The organism is Streptomyces sp. ISL-96 (genome assembly GCF_018614035.1).
Lineage (GTDB): Bacteria > Actinomycetota > Actinomycetes > Streptomycetales > Streptomycetaceae > Streptomyces.
On the sequence record NZ_JAGGPA010000026.1, the window covers coordinates 86,359 to 113,157 of the forward strand.

23 protein-coding genes, 1 pseudogene and 1 riboswitch are annotated in these 26,799 nt (G+C 70.5%); of the genes and pseudogenes, 10 read left to right on the forward strand and 14 right to left on the reverse strand.

All coding sequences use genetic code 11. From position 1 onward, the window contains the following. Nucleotides 1–11: 11 nt before the first annotated feature. The 3 genes from J7E96_RS18575 to J7E96_RS18585 form a co-directional block, all read right to left on the reverse strand. Nucleotides 12–710: a maleylpyruvate isomerase N-terminal domain-containing protein gene (locus J7E96_RS18575; protein ID WP_215132756.1), complete on the reverse strand. Its 699-nt coding sequence runs from the start codon at nucleotides 708–710 to the stop codon at nucleotides 12–14. A gap of 19 nt (nucleotides 711–729) precedes the next feature. Then, a complete protein-coding gene (locus tag J7E96_RS18580) occupies nucleotides 730–1,629 on the reverse strand; it encodes an LLM class flavin-dependent oxidoreductase (protein WP_215132757.1) in 900 nt (299 codons plus the stop codon). An 84-nt stretch (nucleotides 1,630–1,713) separates the two neighbouring features. Next, nucleotides 1,714–1,878, reverse strand: coding sequence for a hypothetical protein (locus J7E96_RS18585; RefSeq protein ID WP_215132758.1), 165 nt, complete (start codon nucleotides 1,876–1,878; stop codon nucleotides 1,714–1,716). Between the two features lie 447 nt (nucleotides 1,879–2,325). On the opposite strand from J7E96_RS18585, the gene J7E96_RS18590 reads away from it, so the two are divergent. Then, the gene (locus tag J7E96_RS18590; RefSeq protein WP_374196693.1) at nucleotides 2,326–3,201 is read left to right on the forward strand and encodes a Cof-type HAD-IIB family hydrolase; all 876 of its coding nucleotides are present in this window, start codon (nucleotides 2,326–2,328) and stop codon (nucleotides 3,199–3,201) included. A 32-nt stretch (nucleotides 3,202–3,233) separates the two neighbouring features. Here the strand turns inward: J7E96_RS18590 and J7E96_RS18595 are convergent, their stop codons facing one another. The 6 genes from J7E96_RS18595 to hisC form a co-directional block, all read right to left on the reverse strand. After that, the gene (locus tag J7E96_RS18595) at nucleotides 3,234–4,355 is read right to left on the reverse strand and encodes a M23 family metallopeptidase (protein WP_251070094.1); all 1,122 of its coding nucleotides are present in this window, start codon (nucleotides 4,353–4,355) and stop codon (nucleotides 3,234–3,236) included. Between the two features lie 77 nt (nucleotides 4,356–4,432). Further along, nucleotides 4,433–6,088, reverse strand: a complete 1,656-nt coding sequence (locus J7E96_RS18600; protein WP_215132760.1) for a GAF domain-containing sensor histidine kinase — start codon at nucleotides 6,086–6,088, stop codon at nucleotides 4,433–4,435. Between the two features lie 25 nt (nucleotides 6,089–6,113). Further along, entirely contained in the window at nucleotides 6,114–9,827 is a 3,714-nt protein-coding gene (gene cydD, locus J7E96_RS18605) for a thiol reductant ABC exporter subunit CydD (RefSeq protein WP_215132761.1), read from the reverse strand. A gap of 35 nt (nucleotides 9,828–9,862) precedes the next feature. Beyond that, nucleotides 9,863–10,864 (reverse strand): cytochrome d ubiquinol oxidase subunit II, encoded by a 1,002-nt coding sequence (gene cydB / locus J7E96_RS18610; RefSeq protein WP_215132762.1) that lies wholly within the window; start codon nucleotides 10,862–10,864, stop codon nucleotides 9,863–9,865. Between the two features lie 21 nt (nucleotides 10,865–10,885). Then, nucleotides 10,886–12,394, reverse strand: coding sequence for a cytochrome ubiquinol oxidase subunit I (locus J7E96_RS18615; protein ID WP_215132763.1), 1,509 nt, complete (start codon nucleotides 12,392–12,394; stop codon nucleotides 10,886–10,888). A gap of 229 nt (nucleotides 12,395–12,623) precedes the next feature. After that, nucleotides 12,624–13,703 carry a histidinol-phosphate transaminase gene (gene hisC, locus J7E96_RS18620; RefSeq protein ID WP_215132764.1) on the reverse strand — a complete coding sequence of 360 codons (1,080 nt, stop codon included), beginning with the start codon at nucleotides 13,701–13,703 and terminating at the stop codon, nucleotides 12,624–12,626. A gap of 349 nt (nucleotides 13,704–14,052) precedes the next feature. Between hisC and J7E96_RS18625 the strand changes: the two genes are divergently transcribed. The 5 genes from J7E96_RS18625 (at nucleotide 14,053) to J7E96_RS18645 (ending at nucleotide 18,522) form a co-directional block, all read left to right on the forward strand. Beyond that, nucleotides 14,053–15,165 carry a LacI family DNA-binding transcriptional regulator gene (locus J7E96_RS18625; protein ID WP_215132765.1) on the forward strand — a complete coding sequence of 371 codons (1,113 nt, stop codon included), beginning with the start codon at nucleotides 14,053–14,055 and terminating at the stop codon, nucleotides 15,163–15,165. 172 nt (nucleotides 15,166–15,337) lie between these two features. After that, on the forward strand, nucleotides 15,338–16,459 hold the full coding sequence (locus J7E96_RS18630; RefSeq protein WP_374196695.1) for a metallophosphoesterase: 1,122 nt from the start codon (nucleotides 15,338–15,340) through the stop codon (nucleotides 16,457–16,459). A gap of 183 nt (nucleotides 16,460–16,642) precedes the next feature. Continuing rightward, nucleotides 16,643–17,473, forward strand: a complete 831-nt coding sequence (locus J7E96_RS18635) for a hypothetical protein (protein ID WP_215132767.1) — start codon at nucleotides 16,643–16,645, stop codon at nucleotides 17,471–17,473. Nucleotides 17,474–17,835: 362 nt separating this feature from the next. After that, entirely contained in the window at nucleotides 17,836–18,132 is a 297-nt protein-coding gene (locus J7E96_RS18640; RefSeq protein ID WP_215132768.1) for a hypothetical protein, read from the forward strand. Between the two features lie 222 nt (nucleotides 18,133–18,354). After that, on the forward strand, nucleotides 18,355–18,522 hold the full coding sequence (locus tag J7E96_RS18645) for a hypothetical protein (RefSeq protein WP_215132769.1): 168 nt from the start codon (nucleotides 18,355–18,357) through the stop codon (nucleotides 18,520–18,522). A 176-nt stretch (nucleotides 18,523–18,698) separates the two neighbouring features. Here J7E96_RS18645 and thiC read toward each other — a convergent pair whose 3' ends face one another. Continuing rightward, nucleotides 18,699–20,474, reverse strand: a complete 1,776-nt coding sequence (gene thiC / locus J7E96_RS18650) for a phosphomethylpyrimidine synthase ThiC (protein WP_215132770.1) — start codon at nucleotides 20,472–20,474, stop codon at nucleotides 18,699–18,701. Continuing rightward, nucleotides 20,467–20,604: riboswitch (TPP riboswitch) on the reverse strand. (Overlaps the previous gene by 8 nt.) Nucleotides 20,605–20,675: 71 nt before the next feature. Here thiC and J7E96_RS18655 point away from each other — a divergent pair. Further along, nucleotides 20,676–21,998: a YibE/F family protein gene (locus J7E96_RS18655; protein WP_215132771.1), complete on the forward strand. Its 1,323-nt coding sequence runs from the start codon at nucleotides 20,676–20,678 to the stop codon at nucleotides 21,996–21,998. 18 nt (nucleotides 21,999–22,016) lie between these two features. Here J7E96_RS18655 and J7E96_RS18660 read toward each other — a convergent pair whose 3' ends face one another. The 4 genes and pseudogenes from J7E96_RS18660 to J7E96_RS18675 form a co-directional block, all read right to left on the reverse strand. Beyond that, nucleotides 22,017–22,454 (reverse strand): SsgA family sporulation/cell division regulator, encoded by a 438-nt coding sequence (locus J7E96_RS18660; protein ID WP_215132772.1) that lies wholly within the window; start codon nucleotides 22,452–22,454, stop codon nucleotides 22,017–22,019. 47 nt (nucleotides 22,455–22,501) lie between these two features. Beyond that, nucleotides 22,502–23,238 (reverse strand): annotated as a pseudogene (locus J7E96_RS18665) (IclR family transcriptional regulator). Nucleotides 23,239–23,382: 144 nt separating this feature from the next. Continuing rightward, entirely contained in the window at nucleotides 23,383–23,604 is a 222-nt protein-coding gene (locus J7E96_RS18670; protein ID WP_215132876.1) for a DUF5326 family protein, read from the reverse strand. A 161-nt stretch (nucleotides 23,605–23,765) separates the two neighbouring features. Next, nucleotides 23,766–24,083 carry a cupin domain-containing protein gene (locus tag J7E96_RS18675; protein ID WP_215132773.1) on the reverse strand — a complete coding sequence of 106 codons (318 nt, stop codon included), beginning with the start codon at nucleotides 24,081–24,083 and terminating at the stop codon, nucleotides 23,766–23,768. Nucleotides 24,084–24,152: 69 nt separating this feature from the next. Between J7E96_RS18675 and J7E96_RS18680 the strand changes: the two genes are divergently transcribed. The 3 genes from J7E96_RS18680 (at nucleotide 24,153) to J7E96_RS18690 (ending at nucleotide 26,766) form a co-directional block, all read left to right on the forward strand. After that, nucleotides 24,153–24,530, forward strand: a complete 378-nt coding sequence (locus tag J7E96_RS18680; protein ID WP_215132774.1) for a phage holin family protein — start codon at nucleotides 24,153–24,155, stop codon at nucleotides 24,528–24,530. A 3-nt stretch (nucleotides 24,531–24,533) separates the two neighbouring features. Next, nucleotides 24,534–25,685 (forward strand): cystathionine gamma-lyase, encoded by a 1,152-nt coding sequence (locus tag J7E96_RS18685; RefSeq protein ID WP_215132775.1) that lies wholly within the window; start codon nucleotides 24,534–24,536, stop codon nucleotides 25,683–25,685. Nucleotides 25,686–25,869: 184 nt separating this feature from the next. Continuing rightward, on the forward strand, nucleotides 25,870–26,766 hold the full coding sequence (locus tag J7E96_RS18690) for a LysR family transcriptional regulator (RefSeq protein ID WP_215132776.1): 897 nt from the start codon (nucleotides 25,870–25,872) through the stop codon (nucleotides 26,764–26,766). Nucleotides 26,767–26,799 lie beyond the last annotated feature (33 nt).

Consider the following 26,799-nt stretch of genomic DNA (forward strand, 5'->3'; position numbering starts at 1 on the left):
GCCGCGGGCCCTCAGCCCAGCGTCAGCCAGTGCAGCCCGTGGCGCTCCGCCGCGGTGCGTTCGGTCGCGGACATCGGCAGCCGCCCGGTCGCCTTGCGCAGGAACGTCGTACGGTCCCAGCCGGCCCCCGCCACGGTCACCGGCCTGTCGTAGGGGCGCCCGTCCAGCAGCAGCCGGGCGACCACATCCGCCGCCTCGCCGGTCGGCCACGGCTGGTGCCCCAGCCCCGCCGCCACGTCGAAACCGTGCACGCACACCTCGACGACGCGGGTGACGAGGAAGTCGGACAGCAGCATCGGGTCACCGTGCCGGGTACGGACCTGCCGCTGGGGCGGCTCCTTGGCGCAGGCGGCGGCGACGGTGCGCCACACGGTGTCGAAGTGCTCGGCCAGCGCCCGGCCGTCGCCGTACGAACCGGCGGACTGCTGAGCCGCCCCGACCCGTACGTCGTTGACGCGCGGCGAGAAGCGCTCGTCCGGCGCGTAGTAACCGGCGGCCGTCACCAGCGCGCCCGACGGTTCGGGTTCGGGTTCCGCCAGCATCACGCCGACCCGGCCGACGGCGTCCGTCACATGGGCGAACACCTCACGCACGGTCCAGGGGTCGCACGGGCTCGGCCGGTCCCACTCCGCTTCCGGGATTCCGCAGACCTTCTCGTACAGGCGCTGCGATTCGGCCCTGAAGGCCGCCAAAACCGTTTCCCCGTTCATACGGAACACCCTAGGCAGCTCAGGAACTGAGCTGAGCCAGGCCCTCCGTCGCGATCTGCTCGAAGACCTTCTCGTCGGCCGCGAACTCCGAGTCGGGAACGGGGGCGTGCAGCACGATCTCGGTGAAGCCGAGGGCGAAGTGCCTGCCCGCGAAGTCGACGAAGGCATCGAGAGACTCCAGCGGACCGCTCCGCTCCGGGGTGAACCCGGCGAGCAGGATCTTGTCGAGCTCGCCGGCGTCCCGGCCGGTCTCGGCGCAGGCGGTGCCCAGCTTGCTGATCTGGCCGCGGATGGCCTCCAGCGACTCGGCGGGCGTACCGGACTCGAAGAGCTTCGGATCGCCCGTGGTCACCCAGGCCTGGCCGTATTGAGCGGCGAGCTTCAGCCCGCGCGGGCCGGTCGCGGCGACGGCGAAGGGAAGCCGCGGCCGCTGGACGCAGCCGGGGACGTTGCGCGCCTCGACGGCGGAGTAGTGCGTGCCCGCGTGGGTGACGGCGGGCTCGGTGAGCAGCCGGTCCAGGAGCGGCAGGAACTCGCCGAAGCGGTCGGCGCGCTGGCGTGGGGTCCAGGGCTCCTGGCCGAGGGCGGTGGCGTCGAATCCGTTGCCGCCGGCCCCGATGCCGAGCGTGACGCGTCCGCCGGACACGTCGTCCAGCGTGATCAGGTCTTTGGCGAGGGTCACGGGGTGCCGGAAGTTCGGCGAGGTGACGAGCGTGCCCAGCCGCATGCGCGTGGTCGCACCGGCGGCGGCCGTCAGGGTCGGTACGGCGCCGAACCACGGGCCGTCGCGGAAGGTCCGCCAGGACAGGTGGTCGTACGTGTACGCGGCGTGGAAGCCGAGCTGCTCGGCCCGCTGCCAGGCGTCACGGCCGCCCTGTGTCCAACGGCGGATGGGAAGTATCACGGTACTCAGACGCATCCCCCGACCCTACGCGGGACGCCGCCCGTGCTGGGGCGGCCCAGGGGCCGGGGCCGGGGGCAGCGCATGGGGCAGCTCAGTTCCTCAGCTGAGGTTCTTGAGGTTGCCCTCCACCGCCCGCAGCAGCCGGCGTGCCTCGTCGCTGTCGCTCGCGCCCAGCTCGGCCGCCAGCTCGCGCAGGCGGCGAAGGGCGTTCTCCGACCGCCCGAGGCTGTTCTCGTTCCAAGCACAACGCAGCGCACAGTCCACTCGCTCCTGCAGTGCTCCTCACCGGAGGCCGTGAACGCGTCGACCGCCTTCTCCCAGAGGACCGCCGTCTCCCGGCGCACGGCGTCCCCGTCGGCGTTCTCCTCCTCGTCGTCCTCGTCCTCGTCATACTTGTAAAGCTGTGCTTCCAGCAGTTCCGCCAGCTGCGCCCACGTACGCGCCCGCTCCACCAGCAATTCCTCGGGGCCGCCCTCCAGCGCCTCGATCGCCTGGTCCATCAGAGCCCGCGCCCGTACGACGGCTTCCGCGTCTGGTCCCTCGCCGCTCACCTCCAGCCAGGCGAGCGAGCGCGGCGCCCTGACGTACGGGACGGACGCCCAAGGAGATTGATCCCGGCCCGGCAGCGGCCGGTAGCAGGCAGACCTTCCGGCAGGTCTCAGATGTGCGCCACTTCGCACGCCCGTGCATCCCGTACGGGAAGATGGATCTGTGACCTCAGCTACCGACCCTCAGCAGGCCCGACCGGCCCGGCCGGCCCCGGCCGCCACCACCACCCCGCGGCTCATCGCGACCGACCTCGACGGCACGCTGCTGCGTGACGACAAGTCCGTGTCGGACCGTACGATCGCCGCGCTCGCCGCCGCCGAACGGGCCGGCATCGAGGTCTTCTTCGTCACCGGCCGCCCGGCCCGCTGGATGGACGTCGTCAGCGACCACGTCCACGGCCACGGCCTGGCCATCTGCGCGAACGGCGCAGCCGTCGTCGACCTGCACGCGGGCGGAAAGCTGATCCAGGTCCGCCCGCTGGCCCGCGAGGACGCCCTCGCCGTCGTGCTCGCGCTGCGCGCCGCCGCCCCCGGCACGTCCTTCGCGGTCGAGCTCTCCACCGGCATCCACTACGAGCCGCACTACCCGCCCTTCCACCTCGACCCGGGCGCAACCGTGGCCACCGCCGAGAAGCTTCTCCAGGAGCCCACCCCCGGCTCCGGCGCCCCGGTCGTCAAGCTGCTCGCCCACCACGCCGAGCTGTCCCCCGACGACTTCCTCACCCTCGCCCGCGCGACGACGGACGAGCGCGCGTCGGTCACCCGGTCGAGCCCGACGGCCCTGCTGGAGATCAGCGGTTACGGCGTCTCCAAGGCCAGCACCCTGGCGCAGTGCTGCGCCGAGCGCGGCATCTCGCCCGCCGAGGTCGTGGCCTTCGGGGACATGCCGAACGACGTCGAGATGCTGGCCTGGGCGGGCACGTCGTACGCGATGGGCAACGCGCACCCGGACGTGGTGGCCGCGGCCTCCGGCCGTACGGTCGCGAACAACGACGACGGCGTCGCGGTGGTCATCGAGCGGATCCTGGCCGCCCTGTAGCCGCGCATTCGGGCCACACCACCTCAGCACCCTCAGAAACCCGCGCCGCGCTCCCGCATCCAAGGCGCCGGATCGATCCCCGATCCCAGGTGGGGAGTGAGCCGTACCTCGAAGTGCAGGTGCGGTCCCGAGGAGTTCCCGGTGGTGCCGGCCTGCCCGATCCACTGGCCGGTACGCACCAGCTCACCCTGGTCGACCATGACGCCTGCCAGGTGCGCGTACTGCGAGTAGTAGCCGTCCGGGTGCCCGATCACCACCTCGATCCCGAAACCACCGCCGCAGGAGACCGAGACGACGCGGCCCTCGCCGATGGCCCGTACCGGTGTGCCGATGTCCACGGCGAAGTCCTGCCCGGTGTGCCGGCTCTTCCAGCGCGCACCCTCACCGCCGAATCCGGCGGACAGCTCGTACTCCTCGACGGGTGTCACCCACGCGCGCGTGGTGGACGACCGTCCCTTTTCCTCCAGGCGTACGGCGCCGGCGCAGCGCCCCGCCGCGACGCTGCGCTCCGCCTCGCCCTGGAGCTTCCACCGGGCGTTTTCGAGCTTCGCCGTGATGGCCCGTTTGATCGACGCGAGCCGCTGGGTACGGGCGTCGAGGTCGTGCCAGGCGGCTTTCGCCAGCTGCTCGTCCTTCACCAGCCGGCGCTCGGCCCGCTCGGCCCGGTCCAGCATCCGGGACACGGCGAGCTCCGCCTGCCAGGCGAGCCGGTGACCGTCCATCAGCTCCTCCGGGTCGTCGGCGAGCAGCAGCTTGGCGGTGTACGCGATTCCGCCACCGCCGGCGCGGTACTGGGCGCGGGCCACCCGTCCCACGTCCCCGCGCAGCCGCTTGATCTCGCGCCGCTCGGCCGCGAGCAGCCGCTCCAGGCGCATGGCCTTCGCCTGCTGCTCGCGCGCTGCCCGCCTGCCCTGCTCGTACGTCTCGGCGGCCCGCGCGGCCTGTTCGTAGAGCCGCGCCACCTCGGCGGCGATGGCGGGCCCGTCGGAGGAGGCGACACCGGCGCCGACACCGGGCGCGGGCCCACCCCCAGCGGCAGCGGCATGAGCAGGGGCAGCGGCGAAGGCAGCAGTAGCGGCGGCGGCGGGCGCGGGAAGGCACAGAAGCACGCACATCACCGGCACGAGCAGCCGTTGGCAGGGTCCGAGGTGCATCCACGGATCGTGTCCCGCTCACCCCCCGATCCCGTGCACCGAGGTCACCTCACCGGGGTGTCGTCCCGCCATCCGGCCTACCCAGGCACCTGCGGAGGGCCCTGCAGCGGCACCTCCCACACCACCGTCGTCCCCCCGCCGCCCTCCCCGAGCCCCGGCCCGCACCGGCTCGTACCGCCCAGCGACTCGGCGCGCCGCCTGAGGTTGCGCAGTCCGCTGCGCCGGCCGCCCTCCGGGATGCCGACCCCGTCGTCCGCGACCGACAGACGCACCCCGCGCCGCCCGTCCGCCATTTCGGCGGTGGCGTCGACGACGACTTCGATACGGGAGGCCCGCGCGTGCCGGAAGGCGTTGGACAGCGCCTCCCGCAGCGCCGCGATGAGGTTCTTGCCGGTCAGCTCGCCGACCAGCGAGTCGACCGGGCCGACGAAGTGGTGCCCGGGCTTGAAGCCCAGTGGCACGGCCGCCATGTTGATCTCCCGCAGTACGCGCGTACGCAGCCCAGCAGGCGCCTCGGCCGGGCCCTGCTGGAGCGCGAAGATGGCCGTCCGGATCTCCTGGATCGTCACATCCAGCTCGTCGACCGCCCTGCCCACCCCGCTGCGCACCTCGGGGACGACGGACCTGCGCTGCGCGCTCTCCAGCATCAGCCCGGTGGCGAACAGCCGCTGGATGACCAAGTCGTGCAGATCGCGGGCGATCCGGTCACGGTCCTCGTACACAGCGAGCCGCTCCCGGTCCCGCTGCGCCTGCGCCATCATCAGCGCCAGCGCGGCCTGCGAGGCGAACTGCGTGGCCAGTGTCCGCTCGGCTTCGGTGAACAGCCTGCCGCCCCGCTCCCGGGGTGTGGCGAGCGCGCCGAGCACCCGGCTGCCGCTGCGCAGCGGCAGCAGCATGCTCGGCCCGTACCGCCGCGCCGCCCTGTTCAGCACGCGCGGCTCGCTCTCCGAGTCGCCGATGAACACCGCCTCACCTGCGAGGAGCCGGGCGGCGACCGGGTTCTGGGGCGGGATGACCACGCCGAGCGACTCCGACGGGTCGTCGGCCGAGACCGCGACGGTCTCCAGGCCGCCGTCCCGCGCCGGCAGCAGCACTATTCCGGCTGCCGAGTCGGCGAGGCGGCGGGCCTGTTCCGCGACGACGCTCAGCGCGTCGTCGGCGTCGCCGCCCGACAGAAGCGCGGTGGTGACGGCTACGGACCCGTCGATCCAGCGTTCGCGCTGCCGCGCCGCCTCGTACAGCCGGGCATTGCCGATGGCGATCCCGGCCTCCGTGGCGAGCACCCGGACCATGTGCCTGTCGTAGTCGTTGAAGTCCGCCCCGCCGTGCTTCTCGGCGAGGTAGAGATTGCCGAAGACCTCGCCCCGTGCGCGGATGGGTACGCCCAGGAAGGTCCGCATCGCCGGGTGGTGCGCGGGGAGTCCGTCGGGCAGCCGCCCGATGCGCGCGGCCTGCTCCTCGGTCATCCCGTACGTCACGACGTCGCGGAGGCCGCCGCGCTCTTCGTCGACGAGGCCGATCGCCGCGTACCGGGCGTCGGCGAGTTCTGCGGCGGTCTCGCAGATCCGGTTGAGGGTGGAGTGCAGATCAAGCCCCGTGCCGACGGATCGCATGGCTTCCAGCAGCTGGGGCACGCGCGCGGCGAGTTCGGTGGACAGGCCCTGCAGACTGCGGGCCGACCGGGCGGCGGCCTCGTGGTGATCGTTCGGGTCCGGCTCGTCCTGCACTGGCATGCCCTTGAGCCTAATAAGTCCTATTTCAACGGGAAAGTCGGGCCTCGAGCGATACGGCCGGTCCCGGCTTACTCACCTCGGCCTCCAGCTCACGCTCCAGCATCCGCCGCAGCGGCCCCTCCACCTCCACCAGGTCCGCGTACTCGCCGCGCTGTACGACGCGCCCCTCATCCAGCACGATCACCTCGTCCACGGCCTCCAGGCCCCGGAGCCGGTGCGTGATGATCAGCGTCGTACGTCCCCGGGTAGCCCTGAGCAGGTCGGCCGTCAGCGCGTCCGCCGTCGCCAGGTCGAGGTGCTCGGCGGGCTCGTCGAGCACAAGCACGGGGAAGTCGGCGAGGAGGGCGCGGGCCAGCGCGAGGCGCTGGCGCTGGCCTCCGGAGAGGCGGGCGCCGTGTTCGCCGACCATCGTGTCGAGCCCGTCGGGCAGCGCGTCCACCCAGGTCAGCAGCCGAGCGGCGGCCAGGGCGTCGCGCAGCTCCTCCTCGCTCGCGTCGGTCCTGGCCAGCCGTAGGTTCTCCCGTACCGAACTGTCGAAGATGTGCGCGTCCTGGGCGCACAGGCCGACGAGCCGCCGTACGTCGTCGCCGTCGAGCTCGGCGGCGTCCGTTCCACCGAGCGTGTACGTCCCCTCCCGCGCGTCCAGGAAGCGCAGCAGCACCTGGGCGAGCGTCGTCTTCCCGGCGCCGGACTGACCGACCACCGCGATGCGCCGGCCCGCTTCCAGCGTCAGGTCGAAGCCGGCCAGCGCGTCCCGCTCCTGCCCGGTGTACCGGGCGCTCAGCCCGCGTACCTCCAGCGGGAACGGCGACGCGGGCGCGGCGGCAGGCGTCAGCGGCTCGCGCACCGGCACCGGCGCGTCCAGCACCTCGTACACGCGCTCCGCGCTGCGCTTGACGCGCTGGCGGTACTGCACGGCGAGCGGAAGCCCGGTGACGGCCTCGAAGGCGGCCAGTGGCGTCAGCACGACCACGGCCAGCGTCACACCCGACAGCCGCCCGTCGTGCACGGCCTGCACCCCGGCGAGCGCGGCGAACACGACGGTCAGCCCGCAGGCCAGCGAGGAGAGGCCGCCACCGAGAGCGGTGGCGGTGGCACCCCGCGAGGCGATCCGGGTCAGCACCCCGTCCGCTTCCCTGACGCTGTCCGTACGTCGCTTCAGCGCACCGGCGACGGTCAGCTCGGCCGTACCGCCGAGCAGATCGGCGACCCGGGCCGCGAGCAAGCCCCGCGCGGGCGCCAGCTGCCGTTCGGCCCGCCGGGCACAGGCCCCGCTCAGCCACGGCACACCGATTCCGGCGACGAGCAGCCCTGCGGCCAGCACTGCCCCGGCCTCGGGCAGCAGCCACGCGGTGAACCCGACGGAGCCCGCACTCACGAGCACGGCGGTCCCGACGGGCAGCAGCCACCGCAGCCAGTAGTCCTGCAGCGCGTCCACGTCGGCGACGAGCCGGGACAGCAGATCCCCGCGCCTGGCGTCGCGCAGCCCGGCGGGCGCGATGCGCTCCAGCCGGCGGTACACGGCGACGCGCATCTCGGCGAGCATCCGCAGCACGGCGTCGTGCGACACGAGCCGCTCGGCGTAACGGAAGACGGCCCGCCCGATGCCGAAGGCGCGGGTCGCGGTCACGGCCACCATCAGATAGAGCACCGGGGGCTGTTCCGAAGCTCGCGAGATCAACCACCCGGACACGGCCATGAGCCCCACGGCCGACCCGAGCGCGAGACTCCCGAGCCCCAACGCGAGCCCCAGCCGCCCCCGCAACTCCCCGGCAGCCACCCGAACCCGCCCGAGCACGGACCGGGCCCCGGACGAGGGCAAGCCGGCCACCCGCCCACCAGCGGCCACGCCTGCCCCCGCGCCACAAGTCGCGGTGCCGGGAGGGGACGTGTCGGAGCGCTCCCCGCAGGGCGTTGAACGCAACCACCCCAAAGCAACCGACGTACCCGAACGTTCGACGCCCGAGGAGACGCCCCGACGCGGCACCGACCCCAGAGCCCCCGCTGCCACCCGGGGTGCCGGGGGCTCCCCCCGGCTCCCGGGGCGCGCATCCGCCGCCCCACCACCCGCACCCGCACCCGCACCCCGCCCCGCCGGAGCACCCAGCTCCACCACCCGGTCCGCCACAGCCAGCAGCGCGGGCCGGTGCACCACCAGCACCACAGTCCGCCCGGCCGCCAGCCTCCGTACCGCGTCGACGATGCCCTCTTCCGTCTCCCCGTCCAGATTCGCCGTCGGCTCGTCCAGCAGGAGCAGCGGCCGGTCCGCGAGGAACGCCCGTGCCAGGGCGAGCCGTTGCCGCTGCCCGGCCGAGAGCCCCGCGCCGTCCTCCCCGAGCCGCGTCCCGGCGCCCCGCGGGAGGGCGGCCACGAAGTCGTACGCCCCCGCGTCCCGCAACGCCTCGGCCACCGCCGCGTCATCCGCGTCCGGCCGCGCAAGCCGTACGTTCTCCGCGACCGTTCCCGCGAACAGGTACGGCCGCTGCGGCACCCACGCGATCCGCTCCCGCCACCGCTCCATCGACACGGTGGACAGGTCGACCGCCTGCGGCCCGTCGCCGACGACCACCCGGCCCTCGTCCACCGGGGCGAACCCGAGCAGCACGTTCAGCAGCGTGCTCTTACCGGCCCCGCTCGGCCCGACGACCGCGACCGTCTCGCCTTCGCCCACCACCAGTGACGCCGAGTCCAGCGACGCCTCGGTCCGCCCCGCGTGCCGGACCGTCACACCCTCGATCCGCAGCGGCCCGGCGGGCGCGTCCGCGCCACCCGCCGGCCCCTGCGGCTCGGTCTCCAGAATCTCGAAGATCTCCTCGGCGGCGGACAGCCCCTCCGCCGCCGCGTGGTACTGCGCCCCGACCTGCCGCAGCGGCAGATACGCCTCGGGCGCCAGCACCAGAATCACCAGACCCGTGTACAGATCCAGATCCCCGTGCACGAGCCGCATGCCAATGCCCACGGCGACCAGCGCCACCGACAAGGTCGCCAGCAACTCCAGCGCGAACGACGACAGGAAAGCGATGCGCAGCGTGCGCATGGTGGCCTGCCGGTACTCGGCCGTGATCGTCCGGATCGACTCGGCCTGCGCCTTCGCCCGCCCGAAGACCTTGAGCGTAGGCAGCCCGGCGACAACATCCAGGAAGTGCCCGGACAGCCGCGAGAGCAGCCGCCACTGCCGGTCCATCCGCGCCTGGGTGGCCCACCCGATCAAAATCATGAAGAGCGGGATGAGCGGCAGCGTCCCCACGATCACCGCCGCCGAGACCCAGTCCTCGGTGACGATCCGCGCGAGCACCGCCACCGGCACCACGACCGCGAGCCCGAGCTGCGGCAGGTACCGCGCGAAGTAGTCGTCCAGTGCGTCGACGCCCCGCGTCGCCAGCGCCACCAGCGAACCCACCCGCTGCCCGGTCAGCCAGCCGGGCCCGAGCTCAACCGCCCGCGCCAGCAGCCGCCCGCGCAGCTCAGACTTGACCGCCGCGCTCGCCCGGTGCGCGGCGAGCTCGGTCAGCCAGGCCACCAGGGCCCGCCCCACCGCGACCGCCGCCAGCAGCATCAGCGGCGTACGCAGGTCGGAGCCGTCCAGCCCGCGCTGGAACGCCCCCACCACCACCTCGGCGACGATCATCGCCTGGGCGACGACCAGGCCTGCCCCGGCCAGCCCGAGGAGCACCACGGCCCCCAGGAAGAGGCGGGTGGCGCGGGCGTAGCGGAGCAGACGCGGGTCGATCGGTTTCACGTGAAACATCTCCCACTAAGGCGCATCAGCGAGCATCAGTGCTCATCGGCGATGTGCTGCGTGCCGATCCGCTTGCGGAACACCCAGTACGTCCAGCCCTGGTACAGCAGCACCACCGGCATGGCGATCCCGGCGCACCAGGTCATGATCTTCAGGGTGTACGGCGTGGAAGAAGCGTTGGTGACCGTAAGGCTCCACGCGTCGTCCAGCGAGGAGGGCATGACGTTCGGGAACAGCGTGAGGAAGAGCATCGCGACCGCGGCCACGATGGTCACCCCCGACAGCGCGAACGCCCATCCCTCGCGCCCCGCCGTCGTGAACCCGAGCGCCGCGACCAGCGCCAGCACCGCCACGGCCATCGCGACGAGGCTCGCCGAGTCGCCGTTCTCCCGCTGCGTCCAGCCCAGGAAGGCAACGGCCAGCACCCCGCCGACGACGCCGAGCTTGAGCGCCAGCTTCCGCGCCCGCTCCCGGATGTCGCCGACCGTCTTCAGCCCGGCGAAGACCGCACCGTGGAAGGTGAAGAGGCTGAGGGTCACGAGGCCGCCCAGCAGCGCGTACGGGTTGAGCAGGTCGCCCAGGGTGCCGACGTACTCCATCTCCGAGTCGATCTTCACGCCGCGCACGATGTTGCCGAAGGCGACGCCCCACAGGAACGCGGGCAGCAGCGAGGTCCAGAAGATCGCGTGCTCCCAGTTGGTCTGCCAGCGCTCCTCACTGCGCTTGACCCGGTACTCGAAGGCCACGCCGCGCACGATCAGGCACACCAGGATCAGCAGCAGCGGCAGGTAGAACCCGGAGAAGAGGGTGGCGTACCAGTCGGGGAAGGCGGCGAAGGTCGCACCGCCGGCGCTCAGCAGCCACACCTCGTTGCCGTCCCAAACGGGTCCGATGGTGTTGATGAGGACCCGCTTCTCCTTGCGGTCACGGGCCAGCAACTTCGTCAGTACGCCGATCCCGAAGTCGAAGCCCTCCAGGAAGAAGTAGCCGATCCACAGAACGGCGATGAGCACGAACCAGACGTTGTGGAGTTCCATACCTCAGCAGCTCCTCAGTCCTCAGTACGAGAAGGCCATCGGCCGGTCGGCGTCCGCGTGGTCGCCGCCGATCTTGGTGGGCGGGTTGAGGTCGGCCTCCGTGAGTTCGGGCGGTCCGGCCTTGACGTACTTCAGGAGGAGCCTGACCTCGATGACGGCGAGGATGGCGTAGAGCAGCGTGAAGACGGTCATCGAGGCGATGACCTCGCCCTGCGAGACGCCGGGGGAGACCGCGTCGCTGGTGCGCAGCACGCCGTACACGACCCAGGGCTGGCGGCCCATCTCGGTGAAGATCCAGCCCCATGAGCTGGCGATGAGCGGGAAGCCCATCGTCCACAGCGCCACGATCCAGTACCACCTGGCGAACTTCGGGCTGAGCGCCTTGTTCTTGAAGAGCACCAGATTCGGCACTTCGTCGTCGCCGGTGCGCAGCGCCGCCGGCAGCAGGAACTTCTTGCGCGTCAGCCACAGCCCGAGCATGCCGAGCGAGAAGGACGCCATGCCGAAGCCGATCATCCAGCGGAAGCCCCAGTAGGCGACGGGGATGTTGGGCCGGTAGTCGCCGGGGCCGAACTTCTCCTGCTCGGCCTTGTTGACGTCGTTGATGCCGGGGACGTGCGACGTGAAGTCGCCGTTGGCGAGGAAGGAGAGCAGTCCGGGGATCTCGACGGCGACCGTGTTGTGGCCCTTGTCGACGTCTCCGTACGCGAAGATCGAGAACGGCGCCGGTGCCTCGCCGTCCCACAGCGCCTCGGCGGCGGCCATCTTCATCGGCTGCTGCTTGAACATGACCTTGCCGAGCAGGTCACCGCTGACGGCGGTGAGCATTCCGGCGATCACGACGGTGATCAGCCCGAGCCGCAGCGAGGTGCGCATCACCGGGATGTGCTTCTTGCGCGCCAGGTGGAAGGCGGCGATGCCGACCATGAAGGCGCCGCCGACCAGGAACGCGGCCGTGATGGTGTGGAAGAACTGGGTGAGCGCGGTGTCCTGGGTGAGGACGAGCCAGAAGTCGGTGAGCTCGGCGCGGCCGCGTTCCTCGTTGATGCGGTAGCCGACGGGGTGCTGCATCCAGGAGTTGGCCGCCAGGATGAAGTACGCGGACAGGACCGTACCGATCGAGACCATCCATATGCAGGCCAGGTGGATCTTCTTCGGCAGCTTGTCCCAGCCGAAGATCCACAGCCCGATGAAGGTGGACTCGAAGAAGAAGGCGATCAGCGCCTCGAAGGCCAGCGGCGCCCCGAAGACGTCACCCACGAAGCGCGAGTAGTCGGACCAGTTCATGCCGAACTGGAACTCCTGGACGATGCCGGTGACGACACCCATCGCGATGTTGATCAGGAAGAGCTTGCCCCAGAATTTGGTGGCCCTGAGGTACTTCTCCTTCTGCGTACGCACCCACGCGGTCTCCAGGCCCGCGGTGAGCGCGGCCAGCGAGATCGTCAGGGGCACAAAAAGGAAGTGGTAGACGGTGGTGATGCCGAATTGCCATCGCGCGAGAGTCTCCGGCGCCAGAGCTAGGTCCACGTCGCCTTCTCCTTCGTATCGCCTCGGAGCTTTGTGGAGCTTGTGAACGCGTTCACATTCACAAGCAACAGTATGTCGCACATGCGTTTCGCGACATCCAGCCGGGGGGTACAACTGTGCCCTCGAACGCCTACGAAAAGGCGCACGAGGGCACAGGAAAGCAAGGAAGAAGCGGCGAAACGGCCACCACAACCAAGGCGGAGCGCCCAGGCGGGGCCGAGCGTGTGACTTACAGCTCCTTGAAGTACGCCTCCGCGGTGTGCAGGAAGATGTCGTTGGCCTCGTCCTCGCCGATCGTGACCCGCAGCCCCTCACCCGCGAAGGGCCTGACCATGACGCCGGCCTTCTCGCAGGCCGCCGCGAAGTCGGCCGTACGCTCCCCCAGCCGCATCCAGACGAAGTTCGCCTGCGTGTCCGGCACGGTCCAGCCCTGCGCGACCAGCGCCTCGTACACCCGCTCGCGCTCGCAGACCAGCGAACCGACCCGGCCCAGCAGCTCGTCCTCCGCCAACAGCGAGGCCACCGCCGCGTCCTGCGCCAGCTGGCTCACGCCGAACGGCACCGCCGTCTTGCGCAGCGCGGCCGCCACCGGCTCGTGCGCCACGGCGAAGCCGACCCGTAGCCCGGCCAGCCCGTACGCCTTGGAGAAGGTCCGCAGCACCGCCACATTGGGGCGGCTGCGATACAGCTCAATGCCGTCCGGCACCTCGTCGTCCCGTACGAACTCCCGGTACGCCTCGTCCAGCACCACCAGCACGTCGGAGGGCACCCGGTCCAGGAAGCGCTCCAGCTCCGCCCTGCGCACCGCCGTCCCGGTCGGGTTGTTCGGGTTGCACACGAAGATCAGCCGCGTCCGCTCGGTGATCGCCTCGGCCATCGCGTCCAGATCGTGCACGTCACCGTCGGTCAGCGGCACCTCCACCGCCGTGGCGCCACTGATCCGCGTGATGATCGGGTACGCCTCGAACGACCGCCAGGCGTAGATCACCTCGTCGCCGGGCCCCGAGGTCGCCTGGAGCAGCGACTGCGCCACCCCGACGGACCCGGTGCCGGTCGCGATGTGCGACACCGGCACCCCGAAACGGTTCGCCAGCTCGTTCATCAGGCCGGTGCAGGCCATGTCCGGGTAACGGTTGAAGTTCCCGGCCGCGCCGATCACGCTCTCCAGCACACCGGGCAGCGGCGGATACGGATTCTCGTTGGAGGACAGCTTGTACGCCACCGGTCCCCCGGCGGCGGCAGGCTTCCCCGGCTTGTAGGTGGGAATGCCGTCCAGCACCGCACGCAGCTTGGGGCTCGTCTCGCTCACTTCGGGTCCTCCTCGACCGTACGTACCACCAATGCTGCTCACCTTATGAGGATTGCGCCGCGCTGCGAATGGCAGGCGCACGGAATTGGGGGGAGCGCTCCGCGTTCTGGCGCGCGCCGGTGGCTCACTCCGTGGCGCGCGTCCCCCGTGAAGGTGAGTTGAGACCTCTTCGAGACCTCGGTCACTGGCAGGAGCATGCCGGTCGACAACCGCGACCGACCGGCCATTATCCTCAACCACCTTTAAATCAAAGGCCATTGGGCAGATATCACCTTGCAGAAACGTGCCTGTCAACGACTGCATATGCATCCGCCCTAACCGCCCGCCCGAGCCCTACTATCGGCTCGCCATGACAGCAGCAGGGAAGCATCAGGTGAGCCGGACGGAAACCCCCCGGCGGAGCACCCGGCCAGGACGAGCGGGCATTCGAGACGTAGCCGCCGCAGCCGGTGTCTCGATTACGACGGTCTCCGACGCGCTCAACGGCAAGGGCCGGCTCCCGGACGCCACCCGCAGCCATGTTCGCGAGGTCGCCGAGAGACTGGGCTACCGCCCCTCCGCGGCCGCCAGAACCCTCCGTACCGGCAAGTCGGGCCTCATCGGCCTGACCGTGACCACCTACGGGGATGAACCTTTCACCTTCACCGAATTCGCGTACTTCGCCGAAATGGCGAGAGCGGCGACCTCCGCCGCACTCGCCCGCGGGTACGCCCTAGTCATCCTCCCCGCCACCTCCCGGCACGACGTCTGGTCGAACGTCGCCCTCGACGGCACCGTCGTCATCGACCCGTCCGACCAGGACGCGGTCGTCACCGAGCTCGTCCGCCAGGGCCTTCCCGTCGTCTCCGACGGCCGGCCTGCCGGCACCCTGCCCGTGACCGCCTGGGTCGACAACGACCACGAAGCCGCCGTCCTCGACCTGCTCGACCACCTCGCCGACGCCGGAGCCCGCCGCATCGGGCTGCTCACCGGCACCACCACCGACACCTACACCCGCCTGTCCACCGACGCGTACCTGCGCTGGTGCGAGCGCGTCGGACAGGACCCCGTCTACGAGTCCTACCCCGCGCACGACCCGTGCGCGGGCGCCGTCGCCGCCGGCCGGCTGCTCGCCCGCCCGGACCGGCCCGACGCCGTGTACGGCCTCTTCGACCCCAACGGCACCGACCTGCTCGCCGCCGCCCGCCGCTACGGGCTGCGCGTACCCGAGGACCTGCTGCTCGTCTGCTGCAGCGAATCCACCGTGTACGCCGCCACCGAACCGCCCATCACCACACTCTCGCTGAAGCCACGCCGCATCGGCACCGCCGTGGTCCAGCTCCTCATCGACGCCATCGAAGGCATCAATACCGACAGTCCCGTCGAACAGGTAATACCGACCGAACTCATCGTCCGGACGTCTTCACAGCGCCGGCCGCCACGCACCACGGTGAGTCCGCCGCGCTCACCTGCCGGAGACTGACGGGGGACCGAACCCCCTAATCGGTACGAAACAACCAGCGAACCGCGCGCGCATCCGGATTCACCACCCCTGGTGCGTCACAGACCACGAGCCTCATTCCTATGATGGGCGCACGACACCACGGACCAACCACGACCAGGTGGGACCCAAAGGTGTACGGCGGCGCGCGACGGTGGTGGAGGGGTCGATGACTCAGGGGGCCGGTCAGGGACCCGCAGTGCGGACGGCTACATTGCGGGACTTCCGCGTACCGCCGTACGCACAGGCCCCCGATCCCGCGCACACGAACGCTTTCGGGAACGCCTACGCGAGCCCGTACGAAAGCGCCTACGCCCCCGACGAGGAGCCGGAGGGCTACACACCGACGCAGCGCGACCTGCCGGTGATCAGCCGCGGCGGTCCCGGCGACACGGTGCAGGTGAGCGTGCAGACCGAGCCCGAACCGCGGCCCGCCGCCGGTGAGGGCCTCGGCCCGCTCTTCGTCGTCGGTGACGTGCACGGCTATCTCGACGAGCTGTACGCCGCCCTCGCCGAACAGGGCCTCATCGACGCCGGGGGCCACTGGTCCGCGGGCAACGCCCGGCTCTGGTTCCTCGGCGACTTCACCGACCGCGGACCCGACGGCATCGGCGTCATCGACCTCGTGATGCGCCTGTCCGCCGAGGCCGCGGCCGCCGGCGGCTACTGCAAAGCCCTCATGGGCAACCACGAGCTGCTGCTCATCGGCGCCAAACGGTTCGGCGACACGCCCGTCAACTCAGGTGCGGGCACAGCCACCTTCCAGGCCGCCTGGCTCCTCAACGGCGGCCAGAAGGCCGACATGGACCGGCTCCAGGACGTACACCTTCAGTGGATGTCGCGCCTCGACGCGGTCGCGCTGGAAGACGCGCATCTGCTGACCCACTCCGACACAACCGCCTACCTCGATTACGGCAGCACCATCGAGGACGTGAACGACACAGTCCACGCCATCCTCACCCGTAACGACGCCGACGAGTGCTGGGACGTCTTCCGCAAGTTCACCAAGCGTTTCGCCTTCCGTGACGAGGGCGGCGCCCAGGCGGTGCGCGAACTCCTCGGCGCGTACGGCGGCGAACGCATCGTCCATGGTCACAGCCCCATTCCCTACCTCCTCGGCGAAGTGGGAAATGAGAGCTCGGACGGCGGCGACGAGAATCCCGGGCCGGTCGTGGAAGGCCCTCACGTGTACGCCGACGGGCTCGCCATCGCCATGGACGGCGGCGTGACCATGGCCGGAAAGCTACTGGTCGTCCAACTGCCCCTGCATAACTGAACTTCACCGGGGAAGGCGCGGCCATATACATGCCGCACTTACCACTGGGCCCTATTTCCGGAAACCCCCTGTCACCCCGTGCCGTAGGCGCTCTACCATCGGCTTATCCGTAGCAGGCTCTCCTCCGTTTCCGCCCCATTACCCGCCCGAAGCGGGTTGTCCGGCCCTACGGAGCATCGGGGGATGCACATGAACAGCAGCGCTCCGCACCTGCTGGCCGAGGACCGCCCGGAGTACGAACGCGTCCTCGACGAGGCACTGCGCACCGCTCACCACCGCCCGGAACTGGCCGCCGTCGGGCAACGGCTCAACACGGAACAACTGCGCACCATGGCAATGAACGCCAGTGCGATCGTCGCGGCGGCAGCGGCCGCCGAGTACGACCACTACGTGAAGGTCCGCGAGGAAGGGCGCACCCCCTCCGCGGCGGCCACCCGCACCGGCTCCGTCCTCGCCATGGGTGACGCCACCGAGACCACGGGGGCGGGCGTCGTCGCCGTCGTCGCCGTTCTGACACCCGTACTCGCTGGCTCCGCGGCGGCGATCTTCCTGCTCGTCGGGTACCTCCTCAAGATGCTCACGCCCGAGCCCGCCTTCGCCCGGACCCTCCTGACGGCAGGCTGGATCTTCGGAGCGCTCACGGTGGCGGGCATCCTGGTCGGCGCCGCCGGACTGCTGCTGACAGCTCTGCGCAACGGTTCGACGGCGTTCTCCGAAGGACGCGGAAGCGAGCGTACGCAGGAGATCGACCGGGCCAGGGAAGCCTGGCGCCTCGCCCTGCTGGAGCGGGGCTTCGTACCGTTCCTGCGAGACGCCCTGGCCGACCCCGGTACGTCCCCCGCCGCCCCGGCGCCGCGCCGCCCCGCCGGGCGCATGCCCGACCTGGGGTACTCACGCCCGGACTACAGCAGCCCGGGCCCGGACGGCGGCACCACACCGGGGCCGCGCCCGAGCTTCTCCAGCCCGGACTTCTCCAGCCCCGACTTCGGCGGCCCCGACCACAAACCGGAGTAACCCCAGCAACTCCTACAGCCGGCGGACCACCTGCGCCTCGGCGCGCTCCACCGAAGCACGGCCGTGGACGTGCACCAGCGCCAGGTGGAACAGCGCGGGAGCCAGCGGCGCCCCACCGGTGGATCCGGTCCGGACGCAGGAGGTACCGGGAGACGTCCGCCGGGCGGAAGGGGACGAACTCCGTCGTCTGGTGTTCCCACCGGTCGGCGACGCCTCTGCTCATGCGTTCCTGCACGCCCTCGCGGGTCAACGTCTTCAGGCGCGCGTAGAAGTGGGCGCTCCACTGGCGCTTGTCGACGTCCAGCACGAAGGCCAGCAGAGCGAGGGTGTACTCGGGCGGCTCCAGGGACAGTCCCTCGCGCATGCCGCGCCGGGCGACGGCGTACAGATCCGGCGCGCTCCGGCCGGACGAGTCGATGTGCCGGGACAGGCCCTCGTTCACCGAGGAGTTCCACACACCCGGCCCCATGCGTACCCGTTCGCTTCGCCGGCTGACCACCAGCATGTCGTCGGCGGTCACCACGGCGACGTTCACCGCGAAGCTGCACTGCAGGAAGGCCGGGGCGTCCAGCGGACGGTCCGGATCGAGGTACTGGGACCGCGGGGTGCCGCCGCTGGGCAGCCGGCGGTCGAGCTGCTGCGCGGCCAGGAACGTGTAGTAGTCCGTGGGCCGCAGCCTCAGGTGGACCTCTGGGTGCTCCTCGAGAGCGCTCCGCGAGATGTCGAACGCCTCGACGGCGTAACGAGGACCGTTCCATACGGGCGTCCGGCCCCCGGCCTGGAGCTGAGCGCTGTCGGCCTCCATCTCGTCACGCCACCCGGCCATTTCCGGAGGAAGAGCCACTTCATCGTCCAGAACCTGGATGTGTACGGCATCGGCCGTGATCGTGGATTCACCGTCACCCTCCACGATCAGGGCGGAGGTGTGGAGCGGCCCCAGGGCGAAGGAGGTCCAGGCACGGCTGGGCTCCCCGCGCGACCGCAGGCTGCGGACCGCACTCGAAGAGCGCCTGCGGACCCTGAACCAGGCGTCCTGCAAAGGCTGCTGAAACAGCGTGGCGAACACCATGCCCACCAGGGCGCCCACCACTCCATTGGCCACGTCGATTCCACCCATGGTGGGGAGCGTATGCAAAACGATCAAGAGGTGGGTGGCTCTTGCCTGTTCCGTTACCGCACGGCCGATGGGCCCCCGCCTTACGGCAGGCAGGGGCCCTTCAGCGACTCAGTCCGCGATCGGGAGGTACACCCGGTTGCCGGCGGCGGCGAACTCCTTGGACTTCTCCGCCATGCCCGCCTCGATCTCGTCCTGCGTGCCGCCGTGCTCACGACGGATGTCCTGGCTGATCTTCATCGAGCAGAACTTCGGCCCGCACATGGAGCAGAAGTGCGCCGTCTTCGCCGGCTCGGCGGGCAGCGTCTCGTCGTGGAACGCCCGCGCCGTGTCCGGGTCCAGGGCCAGGTTGAACTGGTCCTCCCAGCGGAACTCGAAGCGGGCGTCCGACAGCGCGTCGTCCCACTCCTGCGCCCCCGGGTGCCCCTTGGCGAGATCCGCGGCATGGGCCGCGATCTTGTAGGTGATGACGCCGGTCTTCACGTCGTCACGGTTGGGCAGACCCAGGTGCTCCTTGGGCGTCACGTAGCAGAGCATGGCCGTGCCCCACCACGCGATCATCGCCGCCCCGATGCCGGAGGTGATGTGGTCATACGCCGGGGCCACGTCCGTAGTGAGCGGGCCGAGCGTATAGAAGGGGGCCTCCTCGCAGATTTCCTGCTGGAGGTCGATGTTCTCCTTGATCTTGTGCATCGGGACGTGACCCGGACCCTCGATCATCGTCTGCACGTTGTGACGCTTGGCGATCGTGTTGAGTTCCCCGAGCGTCTTCAACTCCGCGAACTGCGCCTCGTCGTTGGCGTCCGCGATCGAACCGGGCCGCAGGCCGTCGCCGAGCGAGTACGTCACGTCGTACGCCGCGAGGATGTCGCACAGCTCCTCGAAGTTCTCGTACAGGAACGACTCCTTGTGGTGCGCCAGGCACCACGCCGCCATGATCGATCCGCCGCGCGAGACGATGCCGGTCTTGCGGTTGGCCGTCAGCGGGACGTACGCCAGCCGCACACCGGCGTGGACCGTCATGTAGTCGACGCCCTGCTCGGCCTGCTCGATGACCGTGTCCTTGTAAACCTCCCAGGTCAGCTCCTCCGCCCGGCCGTCGACCTTCTCCAGGGCCTGGTACAGCGGCACGGTGCCGATCGGCACGGGAGCGTTGCGCAGGATCCACTCGCGGGTGGTGTGGATGTTGCGGCCGGTCGACAGGTCCATGACCGTGTCGGCGCCCCACTTGGTCGCCCACGTCATCTTGTCCACCTCCTCCTCGATGGAGGAAGTGACCGCCGAGTTGCCGATGTTGGCGTTGACCTTCACCAGGAAGCGCTTGCCGATGATCATCGGCTCGATCTCCGGGTGGTTGACGTTCGCCGGCAGGACCGCCCGGCCCGCCGCGATCTCTTCCCGTACGACCTCGGGGGAGACGTTCTCGCGGATCGCCACGTACTCCATCTCGGGCGTGATGTCCCCGCGCCGGGCGTACGCGAGCTGTGTGACGGCCTGCCCGTCGCGGCCCCGGCGGGGCTGACGCGGGCGGCCGGGGAAGACCGCGTCGAGGTTCCGAAGGCCCCCGCGCGGTGAGGTGTGCTTGATCCCGTCGTCCTCGGGACGGACCGGACGGCCCGCGTACTCCTCGGTGTCGCCGCGGCCGATGATCCAGTTCTCGCGCAACGGCGCGAGTCCCCGGCGTACGTCCGTCTCGATGGTCGGGTCGGTGTACGGGCCGGACGTGTCGTACAGCGTCACGTCCTTCCCGTTGGTGAGGTGCACCTGCCGGACCGGCACGCGAAGATCCGACCGCGAGCCCTCGGGCCCCGAGACGTATCCCTTGTGCCAGCCCGGCTTGCGCCCGTCCTGGCTGGTGGCAGGCGTGTGTGCATCCGCTGTGGTCATGAGACCTACTCCCTACGCCGGCATTACCCGGTAACAGGTTCGGCGGTCGACGCAGCGGCTTTCGTACGGTTTTGCGTACGAAGGTCAGCGCCCTCTCAGCCCGGTGCTCCGAGCTCCCGCGTGTGCAAAGGTGCCCCCACGCTAGCGTCCCTCCTGGCGCGCTGAACAGAGGGCCCCCTCCGTTCTTGCGATGATCGGTCGGTGACGTCCCCACAGCCAACGCCCGAAATCCACGGCCACACCCACAGCCACGGGCCCGCCGCGCCCGTCTCCAAGCACCTGCGCAAGGTCATCGCGGCGGTGCTCATCCCGTTCGCCACGGCCGTTTTCATCGGCCTCGTCGTGCTCTGGCCGGGCGGCGCGCCCGGCCACGAGCGCACTGGTGTCGGTTTCGACCGGCAGACCGTGTCGGGCAAGGTGACGGCCGTCCAGCAGGTCGACTGCAAGGACGTGAACGCCGCCCAGGTCCCACCGACCGGCGACACGTCCACCCCGTCCGGCCGCGAAGCCCAGCAGGCCCAGCAGGGCACCTGCGAGAGGGCGACGATCGAGGTCACGTCCGGCAAGGACAAGGGCCGTACCTTCACCGAGATCGTCCAGCCCGACGCGCCCAGACAGCTGAACCAGGGGCAGGGCGTGGTCGTGGCGTACGCCCCCGACGCGCCCCGCGACCTCCAGTACTCGGTGACCGATGTCGACCGCGGGATCCCCATGGCCCTGCTGGCCGGGATCTTCGCCCTCGCGGTGATCGTCGTCGGGCGCATGAAGGGCCTGATGGCGCTGATCGCGCTCGCCGTGTCCTTCGCGATCCTGACCCTCTTCATCCTCCCCGCGATCCTCCAGGGCTCGAACCCGCTGGTCGTCGCGGTCGTCGGAGCGAGCGCCATCATGCTCATCGCGCTCTACGCCTGCCACGGCCTCACCGCCCGTACGTCCGTCGCCGTCGTCGGCACCCTCATCTCACTGCTGCTGATCGGGCTGCTCGGCTCGCTCTTCATCGGCTGGGCGTTCCTGAGCGGCAACACGGACGACAACACCGGGCTCATCCACGGCCTCTACCCGGACATCGACATGAGCGGCCTGCTCCTCGCGGGCGTCATCATCGGCTCCCTCGGCGTCCTCGACGACGTGACCGTCACCCAGACGTCGGCGGTCTGGGAACTCCACCAGGCCGACCCGTCCATGGGCCCCCGCGCCCTCTACAGGGCCGGTATCCGCATCGGGCGCGACCACATCGCGTCCGTCGTCAACACGCTCGTCCTGGCGTACGCGGGCGCCGCCCTGCCGCTGCTGCTGCTCTTCTCGATCGCGCAGAGCAGTGTCGGTACGGTCGCCAACAGCGAGCTGGTCGCGGAGGAGATCGTACGGACCCTGGTCGGCTCCATCGGCCTGGTCTCCTCGGTGCCCGTGACCACGGCGCTCGCGGCGCTGGTCGTCTCGGCCGACCGTCCGGCATCCGGCGCGGCCGCCGCTGCTCCCCCCGCACGCGGCATCGGCGGCGGCGGGCGGCGCCGCAAGCGCTGACCGCCCGCCCGGGGGTGCTCAGCCGGCGTTCTGCTCCTCGGCGAGGATCCGGTCGAGCGCTTCCTCAACGTCCCCGCCGAAGCCCGCGAGGGTGTACTCCTGCCCCAGCGGCACGAGCCTGTCCGTACGGTCGAGGAAGGCCGCCAGCGGGGCGGCGCTCGCACTGAACAACGCACGCTCCCCGGCGACCTGGAGCCGGATGTGAACATCCACGCGCTCATCAAGGCCGGTTGGCTCGATGTGCACATCACCCTCGCCGCACGGCTTGGCGAGTCCGTCGAGAAGCAGCTCCCGGCCGAACGCCCACGTGACGGGATCGTCGCCGGGGAGGTGGAACGTCATCCGGACCGCATACGGATCCCTGGTCGCGTACTGAAGCTCCACCGGGATCCGGAAGGAAAGCTCCTCCGAGACAAGGAAGTTCATCATGACCTGTGCCTGAACCGACTCGCGCATTCGCCCATCGTGCTGGAACCACCGGCCGACGCACAAGGCGTGATATTTCAGATACTGATAGAGAATGCGAACGACCTGATCAGCCCGCCCACCGCACCCCGCAGTTGGTCAACCGCGGGCAGCAGCCGCCGCTCCTGTTCGGCAGGCAGAGAAATGGCCATCGCCGCGGCCGTCGGTCCGACGGTGACCGGAAGGGCCGCACAGACCGAGCCGACCGCGTACTCCTGGCGTTCCACGACCGGCCGCATCCGCTCCATCGACCGCAGCCGCTCCAGCAGCGCCCCTCGGTCACGTACGGAATACGGCGTGAGCGGCTCGACCGGATGACGGTCCAGATGATCCCGCCGGGCCTCCTCGCCGAGCTGGCTAGCAGACACTGGCCCAGGGCGTGAGCATGACCGGTTTCACGGAAGTCGGCCCACTCCTCCACGGCGGGCGACGACGGGCCCTGCGCGACCGCGACGAGATCGATCTCGCCCTCGCGGTAGAGCGCGAAGTAGACGGCCACGCCGATAGCGTCCCGCCAGTACTCCAGCGAATCCGTGATCAGGCCGCGACGATGGTGCCGCGCCCCCGTGGCCGCCAGCCGCACGGCCGCCTCGCCGAGCACGAACACCCCGCCCTCGCGCCGCAGATAGCCCTCGTGCGCCAGCGTGCGCAACAGGTGATAGGCGGTGGGAAGCGGAAGACCGGCCTCCCGCGCGAGCTGCTTGGCCGGGGCCCCGCCGGCATGGGCGCCCACCGCCTCCAGAAGCCGCAGGGCGCGCTGTACCGAACCGATCAGGGTCGGAGCCGCAGCCCGAGCCGGAGTGGGAGTCGGAGCAGCGGCGGTGTGTGACGTAGCCACGGCCGTCACTCTAACTGCCCAACCCGTGCGCGCAGAGTGGTTGTCGCGCCCGTATCCCTCAGGTGGGCTAACCGGGGCCGGCTACCAGCCGCCGCCCGACGACGAGGACGAGGACGACGCCATGAACTTGCGTACGACGTAGATCAGTCCGCCGACCAGGGCGACGAAGAGCAGCACCTTGAAGAGGAGGCCGATCAGCAGACCGATCGCGCTCAGGATGGCTCCGCCGAACACGACCAGAGCGATGACGGGCACCGCGACCCACTTCACCCACCACGGCATCCCCGCGTATATCTCCCGCACAGCCATCGCCCTGCCTCTTCTCCCTCGGAGTTCTGCTTCGTTGACCTCGATGCTAGGGGCGAAGGGGCGGTTCACGGGGCACCCGGAGCCCTTGAAGACCCCTGATCGGCCCCCTAGGGAACCCCGAGTTCCGCGTCAGCCCTCCGCGTCAGCCCCCGGCCTCAGCTCTCCGGCGGCGAGAAGACAACCATCACCCGCAGATCCTCGGTGATGTGGTGGAACTTGTGCGGCACCCCGGCCGGTACGTACACCACACTGCCCCGCCCCACCTGCGTCGTCTCCATACCCACAGTGATCGACGCGCGCCCGCTGACCACGAAGTACACCTCGTCCTCGCGGTGCGGCTGCTGCGGGTCGCTCTCGCCCGCGTCCAGCGCGTACAGGCCGACCGACATGCTCCTCTCCCGCAGGAACTGCAGATACGCACCGTCATTGGCGGCGCGCTCCGCCTCCAGCTCGTCCAGTCGGAATGCCTTCATCGTCCGTCCGCCCCTCACCCTGCCGTGCGCCGCTGTCCGGCGCAGATCATGTCTGCCACGATCAGACACATGATGAATTTTCTAGTCAAGACGATCGCCAACGCGGGAGCCCTGCTGGTAGCCATCTGGCTCCTGCACGACATCACGCTGACCGGCGAGAGCACCGGCAAGAAGGCGCTGACGCTGATCATCGTCGCGCTCCTCTTCGGCCTGGTGAACTTCCTCGTCAAGCCCGTCGTGAAGCTGCTGACGCTGCCGCTCTTCATCCTCACGCTCGGCCTGATCACCCTGGTGATCAACGCGCTGATGCTGCTGCTGACCTCCTGGCTGGCCGACAAGTTCGACCTCAGCTTCCACGTCGAGGGCTTCTGGACGGCCGTGCTCGGCGGCCTGATCATCAGCATCGTCTCGTGGGCGCTGAACGTCATCCTGCCCGAAAAGGACTGACGCATGAGCCCCGAGGCCAAGCCCGACACGGCCGTGGGAGACGGCACCCGGGCCGTACGCGCAGGCCTTCCCGAGCCCGTCGCGTACGAACCGACACTCCCGGGACCGGTCTTCGCCGCGCACTACCACCTGCCCGGCGAGCCGACCGGACCGTACACCTACGGACGCGACGAGAACCCCACCTGGACGCACCTGGAGCGCGCCATCGGCGAACTGGAGGCGCCGCGGGAAACGGGGGTCGAGACGGTCGTCTTCGCCTCCGGCATGGCCGCCGTCTCCGCCGTCCTCCTCTCCCAGACCCGGGCCGGCGACACGGTCGTACTGCCCGACGACGGCTACCAGGCACTCGCGCTCGTACGCGAACAGCTGGCGGCGTACGACGTGACAGTGCGCACCGCACCGACCGGCGGCGACGCCCAGCTCGGCATACTCGACGGCGCGCGCCTGCTGTGGATAGAAACGCCCTCCAACCCGGGGCTCGACGTCTGCGACATCCGCAGGCTAGCGGACGCCGCGCACGACGCCGGAGCACTGGTCGCCGTCGACAACACCCTCGCCACACCACTCGGGCAGCGGCCCCTGGAGCTGGGCGCGGACTTCTCCGTCGCCAGCGGCACCAAGGGCCTCACCGGCCACGGCGACGTCCTGCTCGGCTACGTGACCTGCCGCGACGCCCGCCTCGCGGCCCGCGTACGGCGCTGGCGCAAGGTCGTCGGGGCCATCCCCGGCCCCATGGAGGCCTGGCTCGCGCACCGCTCGCTGGCCACCCTCCAGCTGCGCGCCGACAAGCAGGGCGCGAACGCCCTGGCCCTCGCCGAAGCCCTGCGCGAGCACCCAGCCGTGAGCGACTTGCGCCATCCCGGACTGCCCGGCGACCCGTCGTACGCCGTCGCCTCGCGCCAGATGCGCCGCTTCGGCTGCGTCGTCTCCTTCACGCTGCCCGACCGCGCCTACGCCGAGCGGTTCCTCGACGGGCTGCGGCTGGCCGACGACGCCACCAGCTTCGGCGGCGTACGGTCGACCGCCGAGCGGCGCGGACGGTGGGGCGGCGACGCCGTACCGGAGGGCTTCGTCCGCTTCTCCGTCGGGGCCGAAGACCCCGAGGACCTGGTGGCGGACGTACTGCGCGCGCTCGACGAGGCAGCTCCGCAGTGACGTACGACGGACGGTCCGAGCCTCCCCCCTCATGGCTCGGACCGTCCCGGTTCCACGCGCGAAGAACCGCGAAACAAAGGCTAGTTGACTCTGTGTCAGTGTCCAATCACAGTAGCGACAGAGACCTATCGACATATTTATAGTTGTGACCGTCGGCGACCCTGCCGGGACGGGAGGCCGCGCCATGGACCTGGCTCTGCTCCGCACGTTCGTCACGGTTCACCGAGCCGGCTCCTTCACCCGCGCCGCCGCCCTCCTCGGACTCTCCCAGCCCGCCGTCACCAGCCAGATCCGCACCCTGGAACGGCAACTGGGCCGCCCACTGTTCCTGCGCCAGGCCCGCGGCGTAACCCCCACAACCGTCGGCGACGAGCTCGCACACCGGGCGGCGCCGCACCTCGACGCACTCGTCGAGATCACCGAAGCGGGACTCGACGAGGACTCCGGCGTACGGACCCTGCACCTCGCCGGGCCACCGGAGTTCACCTCCATACGCGTCCTGCCCACGCTCTCCCCGCTCATCGCACAGGGCCTGACGCTGCGCATCTCCTTCGCCAACGCCCAGGAGAGCCTCGAAGGCCTCGCCGCCGGACACCACGACCTCGCCATCTCCACCGACCGGCCGCGCGGCACCATCCTCACCGGAACCGCCCTCTGCGACGAGGAACACGTCCTGGTCGCCGCACCGCGCTGGGCCGGCAGGATCGGCCCCGGCCTGCTGCGCCGCAAGGGGCCACGGGTACTGGAGCAATTACCGGTGGTGGAGGTGCACGAATCGCTGCCGCTGGTCACCCGCTACTGGACCACCGTCTTCGACGCCCGGCCGGCCGCCGCCGGCACCGTCGTCGCACCCGACCTGCGGGCCGTGCTGCACGCCACGGCCGCGGGCGCCGGGCTCGCCGTACTGCCGCGATACCTGTGCGAAGAGGCACTGGAGCGCGGGGAAGTCGTGGCGCTCTTCGACCCTCCCGTGCCGCCCCTGCGGACCTACTTCCTGGCCGTACGCACGGGCACACTCGCCCTCCCGCACATCGCACGGGCGCACGAGTGGCTGCTGCGCGCCGCCACCGACTGGTCCTGAGCCGACACGCCGGCATCCGGCAGCGGCGCGGGC